Below are 15,527 nucleotides of genomic sequence, written 5' to 3'. Positions count from 1 at the left end.
GAGGTTAATATGAAAATATTTACTAGAATATCCAATATGATTAATAAAACCAAGTCTGTATATAAGAGATTTCCTTTCTCTATGGTTTTTATATGTATAAGTGCTGTTTTTTTTATTATTGATGTTATTAATAGTAATAAAACTCCTGTAATGACACCAGTAGCAGACTCATCCATAGATTATATGGGCTATGGATACATGACCTTTATGCTTACAGTAATGGCTCTTTTTCTTAATCTTTTCGCAGAAGCCTTAAGGGGATCAGCAAAGGATAAGGAAGAACTTAAAAGATTTAAATACATACATTTAGGAGCCTTTTTCTTTTTAGCCATTACCTTTTATGGAGTTTACAATAAAGTAATCAACCCAGGTGAAAGCTTGTTTTCTTATGATGCAAAGTATGTTTATTTCGGAGTGCTTGTTGCTCTTATATTTGCCTGTATGTATATAGGCAAAATACTTCATCACGAGGATTATCCCATATATTTTTTGAAAATATTAAGAGCGGCTTTTATATCTCTATGCTACTCCCTTGTTCTGTATCTTGGAATTGTAGCTATATTTAGTGCTATAACTCACCTCTTTGACAAGGTTATAGACTTTAAATTATATGTGTCCATGTGGATAGTTATATTTTTACCCTTTAATGTTGGAGTTTTCTTGTCTAATTTCCCTAGATTTGCAACATCTTTTGAAGACTATCAAGTATCAAAAGTTTTTAAAATTCTCGCTTCTTATATAATAATTCCGGTTTTTATAGTTTATTTGTTTATTCTTTTGGAATATTTCGCAAAAATTTTAATTACAGGAGTTCTACCTAAGGGCGTTATTACTAATTTAGTTTTATGGTTTGCTCTTTTATCTGTTGGCTTGCTATTTATATGCACCTTGATTAAAGATGTGCCTTTAGTAAGAATCTTCAGAAAAATTTTTCCTGTGGTTATGCTGCCTGTTTTAGGAATGATGTTTCTGTCCATTTTTATAAGAGTAAAGGAATATGGTATAACTGAAAACAGATTTTTTGTAATTATGGGAGGAATTTTCTCAACTCTATCAATGGTCTACTATATAGGCTATAGAAAGAATTCAAATATATTTATTCCGATTTTATTTTCGGTAATGGTTTTAATTTCGGCAGTGGGACCTATAAGTGCCTATAATCTCTCAGCTTCAAGTCAAACAGCAAGACTTACTAAGATTTTATCAAGGAATGGTATGATCTCAAATGGAGCAATAGTAGCAAAAACAGATCTGCCTTATTCGGATAAAAAAGAGATTATAAAAATTATAAACTATTTAAGTGAGGATCACAGACCAAGGGAAAGCAAATATCTGCCGGGAGAGTTTACCTTTAACAGTGAGAATTTGGAAAAGCTTTTGGGATTCGGTCTACCTCAAGGGGAAGAAACCTATGGTCTTGAAAATGATTATAACTATTCCTTTGACTATTCTTCCCCAATTGATATAAAGGGCTATGATAGGATTATAAAGGTAAATGTCGGTCTGTTTACCCAGGAACAATCCTTCGGCAACTACGTAATTAAAAATGAGGACTCTAACAATGTAGACATATACTATAAGAATGGAAATGGTGAAATTAATTTCGCAAGCTTCGCCTTAAAGGATGTTTATAAAAAAATGGTTGCCCTAAAGCAGTCAAAGGGAACAATTGACCTTGAGGATCTTTCAATAGAGGGAGAATCAAATCAGATAAAATATAAAATAATATTTACTGAAGTGTATGGATACGGACCCAACGAGGGAGCAATAGATTACGATATTGAATTCTATCTGTTGGCAACAAAACTTGAATAGGTATAAATATTGACAGAATAATTATTTATTTGATAGACTTAAATTAATAATTATTATGCTCAATGAAGATCTTGTCTGAGGGCAAGATCTTTTTTTAAGGGGAGGGACCTATTTGGAATGGTATAAATTATCTGTTGAGGAATTAAAAGACAAGCTTTCTGCTAATCTTACAGAAGGTTTATCTGAAGACGAAGTAAATAATAGGTTGGAGAAGTACGGACCTAATGAATTGCAGGAGGAAGCGGGAAAACCTTTTATAAAAAAGATTTTGGAACAACTTCTTGACCCTATGATTATTATCCTTCTAATAGCTGCGGCTATTTCGGGATTTATGGGATCTCCTGTAGACACAATTGTAATTTTGGCAATAGTAGTTGTAAATACCATTATTTCAATAGTACAGGAGGGCAGAGCTGAGGAGGCCATAGCCGCTCTTAAAAAAATGAGTTCTCCCACAGTTAAGGTAATTCGTCAGGGCTCCACATTGGAAATTGAAAGCTCAAAGTTGGTGCCTGGGGACTTGGTAGTCCTTGAAACAGGGGATATAGTTCCGGCAGACATGAGACTTTTTGAAAGTTCAAATTTAAAAATTGACGAGTCTTCATTAACGGGAGAGTCAGTAGCAGTTGAAAAGGATGCACAAAAAAATTTCGATTCCGATGTTTCCTTGGGAGATAGAGAAAACTATGCCTACAGCGCTTCAATTGTAACCTATGGTAGAGGCAAGGGTATAGTTACCGATACGGGACTTAAAACAGAGATTGGAAAAATAGCTACATCAATAAGCACCATGGAAGATGAGGAGACGCCACTTCAAAAGAGACTTGCAAAGCTTTCCAAAATTCTTGGAATTTTAACAGTTGTGATTTGTGCAGTTATTTTCCTTGTAGGCTTGCTTTACGGTCATGAAATATTAAATATGTTTATGACTTCAGTTTCCCTTGCAGTTGCTGCAATACCTGAAGGACTTCCGGCAATTGTTACTATAGTTTTGTCTATAGGTATGGGCAACATGGCAGAAAGAAATGCAATAGTAAAGAAGCTTTTGGCAGTGGAAACTCTAGGCACAACTACCTATATTTGTTCAGATAAAACAGGTACTCTTACTCAAAATCAAATGACCGTTACAAAGATTTTTGTAGACGATAAGGTAATAGATGTAGAGGGGACCGGTTACGAACCTAAGGGAGATTTTAAATATAATGGTGAAGAGGTTAGGGAAGAGGACTTTCCTTCTCTTAGAACCATGCTTGCCATAGGAGCCTTAACCAACGACTCACAATTAAAAAAAGAAGCTGAAGGATATAAAATAATAGGGGACCCTACTGAGGGGGCCTTGGTAGTTCTTAGCGAAAAGTATAATATGGCTAAGGAAGACCTTAATAAAAATCATAAAAGAATTGAAGAAATACCCTTTGATTCAGACAGAAAGATGATGACAACCTTCCATGAAAATTATCTGAAGGATAAAATTGTAAGTTTTACTAAAGGGGCACCTGATATAGTTTTATCCAAGTGTAACAGAATATTAATTAATGGAGAAATAAAAAATCTAACTGAAGATTTAAGAAAGGAAATTTTAGATAAGAATTCGGAATTTGCAAGACTTGCCCTAAGAGGACTTGCCTATGCCTATGATATTCATGATTCTCTACCTGAGGACAGAAGCTCTGAGAAGATAGAAAATGATATGATTTTTGTCGGCATAACAGGTATGATTGACCCGCCTAGAGAAGAGGTTAAGGCGGCTATTAAGGAGTGTAAAGAGGCAGGCATAGTACCTGTAATGATAACAGGGGACTTTCTTGAAACTGCAAAGGCCATAGCTAAAGACCTGGGCATTCTTTCAGAAGGAGAAGAAGCTATAATAGGTAGTGAATTAAATGATAAGAGCCCTGAAGAAATTAGGGAGATTGTAAAAAAGACTAGGGTATTTGCCAGAGTTTCTCCTGAAAACAAGGTTCAAATAGTAACTGCTTTAAAGGAAAATGGAGAAATAGCAGCCATGACAGGAGACGGAGTAAACGATGCTCCTGCCATTAAAAAGGCTGATATAGGTATAGCAATGGGTATTACAGGAACAGATGTATCTAAAAACACTGCAGAGGTAATACTTACTGATGACAACTTTGCAACAATAGTAAATGCAGTTGAAGAGGGAAGAATAATTTACGAAAACATTAAGAAATTCGTTGCCTTTTTGCTAAGCTGTAATATAGGAGAGATACTTGTAATTTTCCTATCTATAATATTTAACCTTCCTTCACCCTTTTTGCCTATTCAGCTTTTATGGCTTAACCTTGTAACAGATGCCTTTCCGGCTTTAGCGTTGGGTGTTGAAAGAGGCGATGCTGATGTAATGAAAGAGCCTCCAAGAGATCCTAATGAGGGAATAATAGATAGGGATCTTACCATTACTCTTATTATTCAATCACTAGCAATTACTGCTGCAACCTTGGGAGTTTATATCTACTCTCTTAATGACCTGGGAAGACATGCGGAAGGCATAGTTTATGCAAGGACTATGGCGTTTTCAACCCTGATTCTTGCAGAGCTTTTAAGATCATACAGTTCAAGAAGCATGACTCATACTCTATGGGAAATCGGACCTTTCTCCAACAAGAGATTGGTTCAGGCTACGGCTTTTTCATTTTTCCTAATGGCAGTTGTAATGTATGTGCCGTTTTTGGAAGATCTTTTCCATTTAACTGACCTTAAGGTAATAGACTGGATAATAGTTGTTGTTGCAGCCTTTATACCTTTAGTTATAGGTGAAATTCAAAAGGTTGTAAGATTTAATCATTTAAAGAAGGCAGAAACTAAAGGCAAAAATTAAAACTATTATATTTTACCCTCTCGGTAGTAGACTCCGGGAGGGTATTTTTATATAACTTTATTCTAATCAATGAGATGATATAATGTACTTATGATAAAAATAGATGATGTACCTGCAAAAAAATATAAAATATATCAAGATGACAAGCATTTTAAATATACCACGGATTCTTTAATTCTTTCTTCCTTTGCAAGGCCTAGGGGTAATTGTGTGGACCTTGGTTGCGGAACGGGAATTTTATCTTTAAGGCTTATTGATAAGGTTAATAGCTTTATTAATATAGACCTTAATAAAGAGGCTATAGAGCTTTTAGATAAGTCTGTAGCCTTTAACGGACTGGAGGGCAAGATTAAAAATTACTTTTCTGATATAAAAGATATAGATAAAATCTTGGAGAAAAGCTCTATAGATACGGTAGTTGTCAATCCGCCCTACTATAACAAGGGACTAAGGTCAAAGGGTGAGTCCATTGATAAGGCAAGATATAGTGACAGACTTAACGACTTTATAGAAGCTTCCGGATATTTGCTAAATGATTTGGGAAGGTTCTATTGTGTTTTACCTGCCACGAGAATGATAGATGTATTTGAAATGTTAATTAGCCAAAGAATAGAGCCTAAAAGGCTTAGATTTATAAGAAAGGATCCTTACTCTCCACCTAAATTAATTTTAATTGAGGCTGTAAAGTTTGCCAAAAGGGGATATTTTTTTGAAAGGGATTTTATTCTTAAGGATAAGGACCTTATAGGCGAGGATCTTAGAAAGGTATATGAAGAAGTATGATTTATTTTTGTGCCACACCTATAGGCAATTTAAAGGATATAGGTATAAGAACTTTAGAGATATTAAGATCCGTTGACCTTATAGCCTGTGAGGACACAAGGACAAGCTTAAAGCTTTTAAATGAATATAATATAAAAAAACCTCTTATTTCCTATCACAAGTTTAATGAATCTTCAAAGGCTGAAGAGCTTATAGAGCTTTCAAGAGAAAAAGATATAGCACTTATAACAGATGCCGGACTTCCGGGTATAAGCGATCCCGGGGAGGTTTTAGTTAAGAGACTTATTAATGAAAAAATAGACTTTAGAGTTGTGCCGGGAGCAAATGCTGCTTTAACCGGTTTGGTCCTTTCAGGGCTTAGTAGTGAACATTTTCTTTTTTACGGATTTTTAAAGGCTAAGTCCTCAGCCAGAAAAAAGGAATTGGAGGGTCTTAAGAATATAAAATATACCTTGATTTTTTATGAGGCACCCCACAGATTAAAGGATAGCTTAATTGACATTTATGAAGTTTTGGGAAACAGATCAGCCTCAATATCAAGAGAGATTACAAAGCTTTTTGAGGAAACTCTAAGAGGTAACTTAAAAGATCTTTTAGATATGGATCTTACCTTAAAGGGAGAGTTTGTAATAGTAGTTGAAGGCAACAGTCAGGAGGAAGTTCTTGATTTAGAAGAGCTTTTAAGAGAAAAGCTGGACTTAGGTATAAAAAAATCTCAAGCAGTAAAGGAGCTTGCCAAGGAATATAAAGTTTCTAAAAATGAGCTTTATAAAATAAGCTTAGAGGTGGATAATGAACAACCTTAATGTTATGGAGAATGAAATAAGGCAATTAAATTCTAAACTAAAAAGCAAGTACAATAATTTTTTCTCCATGGATAAAGATAATTTCAGAGAAAATATTTTAAATAAAATAGGCAAATTTTCAACCTTGAAAAAATTAGAGGCGGAAGAGCTTAAAAATCTTGGCCCTGTAGTTGGGGTGGACGGCTCTGTCAACAGAGTAGGGGGAGATTTTCCTCACTATGTTGAAATTTATCAGGCCTTAGCTAAGCCGACAAGGGGAGAAGATCTTTACCTTAATGAATGCTACACTCCCTTAATTGATGCAGATGAGGAGAATGAAGGCTCCAAAAGGGAAAAGCTCCTTGCACAAATTGAACTTGATGCTGCAATAGAGTCGGTAAAAAAACATAAGCCCGGAATCCTTATGATGGACGGGGGTCTTATTAGATATAAGATAAATGACAAGGACAGGTACTTGGAGCTTATAGACACTTGCGAGGAAAATGGAGTAATTTTAATAGGAGTTCTTAAGGAATTAAAAACAAATGTAATTTCAAGGGCCCTTGGAGAAGATACATCTATTTTTGACAGAGAGCTTCTTTACGGCAAGTTAAATATGGGAGATTTTGTAGAGATTTATGACGAGCTTAACAAAAAGTTCAAGGAAAATGATAAGGAACTTGTGTCAGGCTTTTTAAGGGCATCAAACTCTGCACTGGCAATAGGTATAGATATACTTGCATCTCAAAGGTCCTATATTAAAGATGCAGCTGAGCTTGTTTATACCCTAACCCCCTACAACTCAAGGGGAGTACCTTTATGGCTTGATATAGTGGATAAAGAGGTAAAAATAACGGACCTTTTAATTAAGTCCATGTTGGAAGAATATTTAGACAGAGATATTTATGAAAGATTTTTTATAACTGAAAGGGACAGGAGATAAGATGAAAGTAGTTGGAATAACCACCCCTCAAGAAGTTTATATAGGCTCCAGAAGTAGGAACTTCAGAATAAATGAATTTTTAATAGTTGAAGACAAAGTTCAGGGAGACTTGCCCGGAGAAATTGTTGAGGCAAGAACCTTTAACAGATTTATTCCCTTAAGTGTAGGAGGAGATTTTGTAGACTCTTCAGTTCTTGAGTCCCTAAGAGCTATGGGCTATGACATAAATGAGGAAACTATTTATATAGGCAAGCTCAGGCTGTTAAAAGAAGCTCAATATCCTGTAATTACAGGGTCGGATATAAGAATACCTAAGTTTAGTGAAGTAAAAAAACTTATATTGCCTATAGAGCCGGAGGATGGTTTGGTACTTGGAGTAATTAGAAATACCGATTCCCTTACAGGAGATATGGCTGATAATTACAAAAATCTTTTAGATATATATGAAGATGACAAATACCTTAAGCAGGATGATGTACCCTTTGTATTTGATTATAAGTCCATGCACCAGTACCCTCATATAGGAGTTTTCGGTGGATCAGGTTCAGGTAAAAGTTTCGGCTTAAGAGTAATTTTAGAAGAGCTAATGGAAAAAAACATACCTACAGTTGTAATGGACCCCCACTATGAAATGAGCTTTAAGGATAAGTCCGACTCAAATTTTGCAAGGGAATATTCAGAAATGAGTATGGAGCTTCAAATAGGTAAGGAAATAGGCATAAGATTTGAAGATCTTAATAGAAATGATCTTATTAAACTTTTAAATACATCATCGCCCTTAACTGAGTCCATGGTAAATGTAATTAGCATAATGTTTGACACAAATATGAGTTATTTTATGTTTGATCAAAAGCTTGAAGGTCTTTTACAAGCACAGGACCTGGGTGGAATAGACAAAATTGATGAAAAGATTTTATATTCAGAAAATGAAGAAAAAAATCAATGGATTGAAAGAAAGAAAATTTATGAAAAATACGACAAATCTTGCCCCAACGCATCAGTAAGGGGAGTCTTCTGGAGACTTAGAAGACTTTTCGGAGAAGGGATTTTCGGTAAGGACATAAGTTCCATTGTAGATGGGCTAAGAGCGGGAAAGCTAATTGTAATTCAGGGATCAACGAGAATGATACAAGTTTTTTCCACCTATCTTTTAAGCAAGCTATATTCTAAAAGAAGACAGTATAGAGAATCCAAAATGATAGGAGATGTAGAAGGAGAGTTTTTCCCACCCTTTGTAATAGTAACTGATGAAGCCCACAACTTTGCACCTAAGGGTTATGAAACACCTTCCAAGTCCATAATAAGAGAAATTGCCCAAGAAGGAAGAAAGTACGGAGTTTTTTTAATCCTTGCGACTCAAAGACCCACCCTTCTTGATGAAACAACGACGGCTCAGTTAAACAGCAAATTTATTTTCAGAACTGTAAGGGCATCGGATATAGATACAATAAAAGAAGAAACGGACATTACACCTGACGAGGCCAAAAGGCTACCCTATCTTTCTACAGGAGATGTATTTATATCATCTGCAAGACTGGGCAGGACCTCCTATGTAAGAATAAGAGCGGCCCATACCAAATCTCCCCACAAGGAAAACCCCTTTGATGAACTTAAAGAGGTAAAATATAGGGAAAATGAAGAATTTTTAACTTATATTAAGGACTCTTTACCTCTAAATACTTCCACAGACTATTTAAATCTGTCCAGGGAAATAAGTAAAAGATTTCAAAAAAACTATTCTATAGATCAAATAGAGTTAAAATTTGAAGAATTGTTAAAGGCCGGAATCCTTGTGAAGGAAAGTACATTTTTAGGAGATACCTACAAATTGAGGGAGCAAGATGAAGACTGAGGATATAAGAAAATTTCTCTTTGAGAACAGGGACCTTAAATATAAAAGCTTTACAGAAAAGCTTGTACCTAATATTGATCCTGAAACTATAATAGGAGTAAGGATGCCTATACTTAGAAAGCTTGCCAAGGACCTTGAAAATCCTAGGGACTTTATAAAAGATCTTCCTCATAAGTACTTTGAAGAAAACAATCTTCACGGATATATTATAGGTGCGGAAAAAGATTTTGATCTTTTTAAGGAAGACCTTGAAAGGTTTTTGCCCTATATAGACAACTGGTCAACTTGCGATCTTTTATCTCCCCTCGCCTTTAAGAAAAATAGAAAAAGAGCTTACAACTACCTTATGGATTTAATAGATAGAGAAGATGACTTCGTAAAAAGATTCGCTATAGTTTCTTTTTTGGAGTTTTTTGTTAAGGAAGAATTTACAGAGGAGTCTTTTTACAAGGTAGTTTCTATAAAGTCTGATGCTTATTACGTAAACATGGCAATAGCCTGGTATATGAGCTATGTACTTATATACCATTATGATTTTGCAGAGGAGTTTTTAAGAAAAAAGACCCTAGATAAGGATCTTCACAACAAATCTATACAAAAGGCTCTTGAAAGTAGAAGGATTGATGAAAATAAAAAATTAATTTTAAGAACTTTAAAGCAATAAACACTTAACATATGGACTGATTTGTATTATACTATGTTTTAAAATACATTAGGTAGCCAGCTATCTAATAGAGATTAAAAGGTGGTAATATGAATTTTGGAATTTTATCAATAGTTCCTCCAATAGTTGCAATTGTGCTTTCCCTTATAACTAAGGAAGTAATTACTTCCTTAATGTTCGGCATTTTAGCCGGAGGTTTAATTTTTACCGGAGGAGATATTCTTGTTGCTGTTGAAGCGGTTTTTGACCTTATGGGAACTAAACTTGGAGACAATTCGTTAATGCTTATGTTTCTTGGGCTTTTAGGAGCTCTTGTAATGGTAATGAATATGGCTGGAGGTTCCTTTGCCTATGGGCAATGGGCAAGCAAAAAGATAAAAAGTAAGCCGGCTGCAAAGCTTGCGACTGCTGCTTTGGGAATTTTAATTTTTATAGATGACTATTTTAATTGCTTGACAGTTGGAGCCGTAATGAGGCCTATTACAGATGAAAACAAGATATCAAGGGCAAAGCTTGCACACATTATAGACTCCACGGCAGCACCTGTATGTATCCTTGCTCCTGTATCAAGTTGGGCAGCTTCTGTTATTGCAATAATAGGAGATACAGGTGTAGAAAAACCTATGCACGCATTTTTGGGAACTATACCTCTTAATGCCTATGCTATACTTACAATTATAACTATAATATACTTTTCAATTTCAAAAACTGAACTTTTCTCTATGGAAAAGTATGAAAGAAATGATACATCAAAGCTTGAAACAGCTGAAGATGTAGGTTATGTTCATTCAGACAATGCTAAGGTAGCGGATCTTGTAGTACCTATAGTAGTTTTAATATCAGTAACTATACTTATGATGCTTAGAACCGGTGGATATTTCAGTGGAGATGCTGAAATGGCAGCAGCCTTTGGGGATGCCAATGTAAATCTTTCCTTGGTAATAGGATCAGTAGCAGCTCTTGTAATTGCCTTTATTATGTATATACCTAGAAAGCTTGTAAGCTTTAGAGATTTTATGAATGGATTTACTAATGGAATCAAGTCAATGGTTTCAGCAATAGTAATACTTACCCTTGCATGGACCATTGGAGGAATAACAAGTGATGCTTATCTTAATACAGGTGGTTATATAGCAGGAGTTATTCAAGAATCAACTATGCCTATGGCTATTCTTCCGGCAATAATATTTGTTATAGCTTGTTTTCTATCCTTTTCTACAGGAACAGCCTGGGGCACCTTCGGTATTTTAGTACCTATTATGGTTCCTATTTTGGTACACACAAATCAAATGGGCTACTTGGAAATAATTCTTGCTGCGATTTTTTCGGGTTCTGTTTTTGGAGATCACTGCTCACCTATATCAGATACTACTATACTTTCATCTGCTGGAGCAGGTTCAGATCATATTATGCACGTATCCAGTCAGATACCTTACGCAGTGATTTGTGCCACATCATCAATAGTAGGATTTCTAGTTGCAGGATTTATAGGAAACGACTATTTAGTCTTACCTGTTGGAATTGTAGTTTTGTTTATTATAATTACAATTTGTAAGAGAATAACAATAAAACAGCTTGGAGAAAACTTACAATAGAATAAAGGTCAGTACCCTATTTAACCTAAAGGTGAAGTAGGGTATTTTTATATATTCTTTACAGGAAAATAACAAACTTATATTAAAATATAATTAGTATTTGAACTAGTCCCGAGATTAAAGAATTTTCGTGTTATAATTAACTTAATTTCAGAAAGGAGACAGTATGGATTTTAAACTTTATAATTTTCAAATTGATGAATTTATTTTAAGTGCTTTAAGAGAGGATATAAGCTCTGAAGATATAACTACCAACGCTATTTATAGAGATGAAATAAAAGCATCAGTAGAGCTTATATCAAAAGATCAAGGGATAATAGCGGGACTTGATGCTTTTAAAAGAGCCTTTACAATAATGGATCCTGATGTGGAGTTTGAATTTAGAAAAAAAGATTCAGATTCTGTTGAGAACATGGAACTAATAGGTAGCATTAAGGGAAATGTAAAAACTCTTTTAACTTCTGAAAGAGTGGCATTAAACTATCTTCAAAGAATGTCTGGGATAGCTACATACGCAAGGAGGATGGTTGATAAGCTTGGAGACGATAGAATAAAAATAGCAGATACAAGAAAGACCATTCCTAACATGAGGGTATTTGAAAAGTATGCGGCAAGGGTAGGAGGAGCAGTAAATCACAGATACAACTTGTCAGACGGAGTGCTTATAAAGGACAATCACATTGCTGCTGCAGGTTCAGTTAAAAAGGCGATAAAAATGGCAAAGGAATATGCTCCTTTTGTTAAAAAGATAGAAGTTGAAGTTGAAGACCTTAATATGTTGAAAGAAGCCTTAGATGCAGGAGCGGATATTATTATGCTTGACAATATGTCTATAGATCTTATAAAAGAAGCCCTTAAAATAATAAATAAAAAAGCTCTTGTAGAGTGTTCAGGCAACATTGATCTTAACAATATAGAAAACTACAGAGGCCTTGATATAGACATTATATCCAGCGGTTCCATAACTCATTCCGCAAAGAACCTGGACTTTAGTATGAAAAACCTAAAATATTAAGAATTTTATATAATTGAAAATAAAAAAACCGTCCACTAAAAAGGACGGATTTTTATTTACATATATTAAAATTTTACTTATTAAGTTAAGCGCTTTGTTCTTGCTTTTTACCTTCAAGATTAACTTCAAATTGTCCCACTAAAATAGAGGATACAACAGTAGTTATAATTGAAAAGAATATTCTATTAAAAGGTATATAAGCAAGGGACATAAAAAGCACTACAAGGTCGCTAATAAGATAGGCTTTTGAAATATGCACTTTAAGTTTATCTGCTATAACAAGAGCAAGAGCATCATCTCCTCCTGCTGCACCGCCTTGTTCTATAACTAGACCGCAACCTATACCTATACCTATACCTCCTAGAACAGAAGCGATTATAGGCATATTATAAAAGCTAGGTAAGAAAGCTCCTATCCCCATGAAAATCTTATAAAAAACTGCAAAGGCTAAGGAAGCTACAGCTGTCTTTTTTAAAAAATTCTTCCCAAAGCGGGAAAAAGCTAAAAGGAAGCAAATAAAATCCAAAGCTCCACTTGCTATAGAAGGATCAAAGTCCAAAAGTTTATATAAAAGAACTGTAAGTCCAAGGACGCCGCCTTCTGTAATTCCTGCCTGCAAGTGAATGTTTACCACCGTAAATGACATAATACTGCAACCTAGCAGTATACGAAAAAAACTGTCTCTTTTAAGAGAAAATCTACTCAAAATCGAGTCTAACAAAATATACACCCCTATTGTTTTAATAAGGACATGACCAAAAAAAGACTGCGGTCATAGTCCCACTGCAATCTTATGATGGTGTTGATGCTTTGTTGTTTGTAGATTTTTTCTTATAAAAACTCTGAGCAGCTTAATACCTTTTTCGCTTTTTCGGTACCACATCAGGCACCGAGTAAGCTCTAGATCGGCATATAGGCATCAGATAAAAACTACCTTGATAATTTTCAAGGTAACCACCTAAATAAATTTACCATAAAAGGGTATCATAAATTTAAGTAAATGTCAAAAATGGCACTTTAAGTAATTTAAAGAAAATTGTGTTTAATAATTATTAAATAAAAGATTTTTTAAAACTGCTATATAATAGCATTATGGAAGATACAAAAAGAGGTGGGATTATGGAAAAAAGTAAGAAGAATATTATTTATGAAATCTTTAACTCCGCAAGTCACGGACTAGGTGTAGTTCTCGGAATAATTTTTTTGGTACTTATGATAGCTAAATATGCAAACAGAGTAACCGGCGGTATGCTTTTAGGATTTATAGTGTATGGGATTTGCTTTATACTTATGTTTCTTGCCAGCACCCTTTACCATGGAATTCAGAATCCTAAGGTAAAATCCATATTAAGAATTTTTGATCACTCAAGTATATTTTTATTTATAGCTGGATCCTATACACCTATAGTTCTTTATGTTCTTAGCGGGAGGATGAGAATTTTATTTTTAGCAGGTATATGGATAATTGCAGTTTTCGGTACGATTTTTAAAATTCTTACTTATAAGAAATATGATAGATTTATTAAACTATCAGTAATAATATATATAGCTATGGGTTGGCTAGCTATATTTTTAATTAAACCTATTATTGAAAATACCAGTAGACTTTTTATTATCTTTATAGTTACAGGTGGCCTTTTGTATACTGTAGGTACTTATTTTTACAAGAAAAGGACCCCTTTGTATAACCATCTTATTTGGCATGTTTTTGTTTTAGCTGCTGCGGTTTGTCAGTACATAGGAATATCAAACTTTTTAGTTTAATATCTTTTACTTATGGGTTATAAACTTATAAAATTTAAAGGAATCAGATGAATTTAAATTCATCTGATTTTTCTTTTAAGAATAATATTTTTATAAAATCACCACGTTTTTTTGGAAACCTTTTCTTAAATAAATATAAATTTAATGGTATACTGTAAATAAATAATAAAACTTATAAAATGAGAAGGTGCACTAATGGTTAAAGTTGGAATAGTCTCTTTGTTAATTCTTTTTGGAGTAATAGTTCTAGGCCTTATAAGAAAGACCAATATAGGGATTTTAGCTATAGGTTCTACAATAATTTTAGCAGAATTATATGGGATAGATAGCAAAGAAATAATATCGGGATTTTCTTCCAATTTATTTTTAACTATGACAGGTGTATCTTATTTATTTGGAATTTTAAGCGACAATAAAACTTTAGAAACCTTATCAAGAAGAATAGTAAGCCTTTTCGGAAATCATAGAATGATAATACCTGTACTTATTTTTCTCCTTGGAGCCTTGCTTTCAGGCTTAGGCCCGGGGCCAGTTCCCATTCTTGCAGTTATACCGGCTCTTGTAGTTCCTGTAGCCCTGTCTACAGGACTTAATCCTATTATGCTTTGTATGGTTGGACAGGCGGGAGCCATGGGAGGAAGAATGAGTCCCCTTACACCGGACTATGCTGTAGTAATGAGCCTTATACCATCACATCATACAGACGCCTCAATTAATTTTTATCTTTCAAGTATTTTAACTGGATTTTTTATAGCCCTTTCTGTTTTTATTTACTATAAGGGTTGGAAAATTGATAAGAGTTTAGATACGACTGAACTTGAAAGGGTGGATTTCAACAAAAAGCAAATAATTTCTCTTGGGGGACTTTTGTTTATGGTTACAGGGGTTATACTTTTTCACTTAAATGTGGGCTTGACATCTTTTGCAGTAGGTTCAATACTTTGCCTTTTAAATGTAGGAGATGAACAGGCTGGAATACAAAATATCCCTTGGAATGTTATCCTTCTTGTACTTGGAGTGGGAGTTCTTATGAATATAGTTGTAATATCCGGAGGAACAGATCTTATTGCGAAAAGACTTACAGGTATAATGAATGAAAGAACAGCCCCAGGATTTATGATAATAGGAGCTTCAATAATAAGCTTCTTCTGTTCAGGTATAGGAGTTGTATTTCCAACCCTTATACCTACATCAATAGCCATAGGTAACAGCTTCGGATCTGTCAGTTTAACAAATCAGCTTATTTCAATGGTAATAGTAGGTGGAACATTTACAGGATTTAGCCCGGTTACTACAGCAGGAGCCTTAATACTTGCTGCAGTTGCTTCAAACAAGAGCTTGGCAGACAAATATCCTCAAAGAAAATTATTTTTAGAGCTTTTAATATTTTCCATTTATATTATAATTTTAGAGGGCCTGCTTGCTTTTCTAGGATTTTATTCCTTATTGTTTTAAAGCTTTTAATCCTTATTGTT

The 15,527-nt window shown here is 34.3% G+C and carries 12 protein-coding genes; 11 read left to right on the top strand and 1 reads right to left on the bottom strand.

All coding sequences use genetic code 11. From position 1 onward, the window contains the following. Positions 1-9 precede the first annotated feature (9 nt). The 9 genes from PEPCATONIAE_RS02275 to nadC all read left to right on the top strand — a co-directional run bounded on the left by PEPCATONIAE_RS02275 (position 10) and on the right by nadC (position 12,288). A complete protein-coding gene (locus PEPCATONIAE_RS02275; RefSeq protein ID WP_138159365.1) occupies positions 10-1,815 on the top strand; it encodes a DUF4153 domain-containing protein in 1,806 nt (601 codons plus the stop codon). A gap of 112 nt (positions 1,816-1,927) precedes the next feature. Then, entirely contained in the window at positions 1,928-4,651 is a 2,724-nt protein-coding gene (locus PEPCATONIAE_RS02270; protein WP_138159364.1) for a cation-translocating P-type ATPase, read from the top strand. Positions 4,652-4,741: 90 nt separating this feature from the next. Further along, a complete protein-coding gene (locus tag PEPCATONIAE_RS02265; RefSeq protein WP_138159363.1) occupies positions 4,742-5,434 on the top strand; it encodes a tRNA1(Val) (adenine(37)-N6)-methyltransferase in 693 nt (230 codons plus the stop codon). Continuing rightward, positions 5,431-6,240 carry a 16S rRNA (cytidine(1402)-2'-O)-methyltransferase gene (gene rsmI / locus PEPCATONIAE_RS02260; RefSeq protein WP_138159362.1) on the top strand — a complete coding sequence of 270 codons (810 nt, stop codon included), beginning with the start codon at positions 5,431-5,433 and terminating at the stop codon, positions 6,238-6,240. Before PEPCATONIAE_RS02265 ends, rsmI begins: the two co-directional genes overlap by 4 nt. Further along, positions 6,227-7,162 carry a DNA double-strand break repair nuclease NurA gene (locus PEPCATONIAE_RS02255; protein WP_138159361.1) on the top strand — a complete coding sequence of 312 codons (936 nt, stop codon included), beginning with the start codon at positions 6,227-6,229 and terminating at the stop codon, positions 7,160-7,162. The genes rsmI and PEPCATONIAE_RS02255 overlap by 14 nt, the downstream gene beginning before the upstream one ends. 1 nt (position 7,163) lies before the next feature. Continuing rightward, positions 7,164-9,014, top strand: coding sequence for an ATP-binding protein (locus tag PEPCATONIAE_RS02250; protein ID WP_138159360.1), 1,851 nt, complete (start codon positions 7,164-7,166; stop codon positions 9,012-9,014). Further along, entirely contained in the window at positions 9,004-9,678 is a 675-nt protein-coding gene (locus PEPCATONIAE_RS02245; protein WP_138159359.1) for a DNA alkylation repair protein, read from the top strand. Before PEPCATONIAE_RS02250 ends, PEPCATONIAE_RS02245 begins: the two co-directional genes overlap by 11 nt. A gap of 89 nt (positions 9,679-9,767) precedes the next feature. Beyond that, positions 9,768-11,273, top strand: a complete 1,506-nt coding sequence (locus tag PEPCATONIAE_RS02240) for a Na+/H+ antiporter NhaC family protein (RefSeq protein WP_138159358.1) — start codon at positions 9,768-9,770, stop codon at positions 11,271-11,273. A 166-nt stretch (positions 11,274-11,439) separates the two neighbouring features. Continuing rightward, a complete protein-coding gene (gene nadC / locus PEPCATONIAE_RS02235) occupies positions 11,440-12,288 on the top strand; it encodes a carboxylating nicotinate-nucleotide diphosphorylase (protein ID WP_138159357.1) in 849 nt (282 codons plus the stop codon). Positions 12,289-12,373: 85 nt separating this feature from the next. On the opposite strand, the gene PEPCATONIAE_RS02230 is transcribed toward nadC, so the two are convergent. Then, on the bottom strand, positions 12,374-13,018 hold the full coding sequence (locus tag PEPCATONIAE_RS02230) for a DUF6198 family protein (RefSeq protein WP_428842291.1): 645 nt from the start codon (positions 13,016-13,018) through the stop codon (positions 12,374-12,376). A 389-nt stretch (positions 13,019-13,407) separates the two neighbouring features. On the opposite strand from PEPCATONIAE_RS02230, the gene trhA reads away from it, so the two are divergent. Both trhA and PEPCATONIAE_RS02220 read left to right on the top strand, forming a co-directional pair. Further along, positions 13,408-14,052 carry a PAQR family membrane homeostasis protein TrhA gene (gene trhA, locus PEPCATONIAE_RS02225; RefSeq protein WP_246060407.1) on the top strand — a complete coding sequence of 215 codons (645 nt, stop codon included), beginning with the start codon at positions 13,408-13,410 and terminating at the stop codon, positions 14,050-14,052. A gap of 195 nt (positions 14,053-14,247) precedes the next feature. Continuing rightward, positions 14,248-15,507: an SLC13 family permease gene (locus tag PEPCATONIAE_RS02220; protein ID WP_138159354.1), complete on the top strand. Its 1,260-nt coding sequence runs from the start codon at positions 14,248-14,250 to the stop codon at positions 15,505-15,507. Positions 15,508-15,527 lie beyond the last annotated feature (20 nt).

It is taken from the genome of Peptoniphilus catoniae (genome assembly GCF_901447155.2).
Taxonomy (GTDB): domain Bacteria; phylum Bacillota; class Clostridia; order Tissierellales; family Peptoniphilaceae; genus Peptoniphilus_E; species Peptoniphilus_E catoniae.
Note: the sequence above shows the minus strand (reverse complement) of the source record. Positions and strands in the feature narration are given on the sequence as shown.

What these genes read in the sequence shown, in the direction of transcription:
- PEPCATONIAE_RS02275 (WP_138159365.1), top strand. Translation starts at nt 10, where the DNA reads ATGAAAATATTTACTAGAATATCCAATATGATTAATAAAACCAAGTCT.
- PEPCATONIAE_RS02265 (WP_138159363.1), top strand. Translation starts at nt 4,742, where the DNA reads ATGATAAAAATAGATGATGTACCTGCAAAAAAATATAAAATATATCAA.
- rsmI (WP_138159362.1), top strand. Translation starts at nt 5,431, where the DNA reads ATGATTTATTTTTGTGCCACACCTATAGGCAATTTAAAGGATATAGGT.
- PEPCATONIAE_RS02255 (WP_138159361.1), top strand. Translation starts at nt 6,227, where the DNA reads ATGAACAACCTTAATGTTATGGAGAATGAAATAAGGCAATTAAATTCT.
- PEPCATONIAE_RS02250 (WP_138159360.1), top strand. Translation starts at nt 7,164, where the DNA reads ATGAAAGTAGTTGGAATAACCACCCCTCAAGAAGTTTATATAGGCTCC.
- PEPCATONIAE_RS02245 (WP_138159359.1), top strand. Translation starts at nt 9,004, where the DNA reads ATGAAGACTGAGGATATAAGAAAATTTCTCTTTGAGAACAGGGACCTT.
- PEPCATONIAE_RS02240 (WP_138159358.1), top strand. Translation starts at nt 9,768, where the DNA reads ATGAATTTTGGAATTTTATCAATAGTTCCTCCAATAGTTGCAATTGTG.
- nadC (WP_138159357.1), top strand. Translation starts at nt 11,440, where the DNA reads ATGGATTTTAAACTTTATAATTTTCAAATTGATGAATTTATTTTAAGT.
- trhA (WP_246060407.1), top strand. Translation starts at nt 13,408, where the DNA reads ATGGAAAAAAGTAAGAAGAATATTATTTATGAAATCTTTAACTCCGCA.
- PEPCATONIAE_RS02220 (WP_138159354.1), top strand. Translation starts at nt 14,248, where the DNA reads ATGGTTAAAGTTGGAATAGTCTCTTTGTTAATTCTTTTTGGAGTAATA.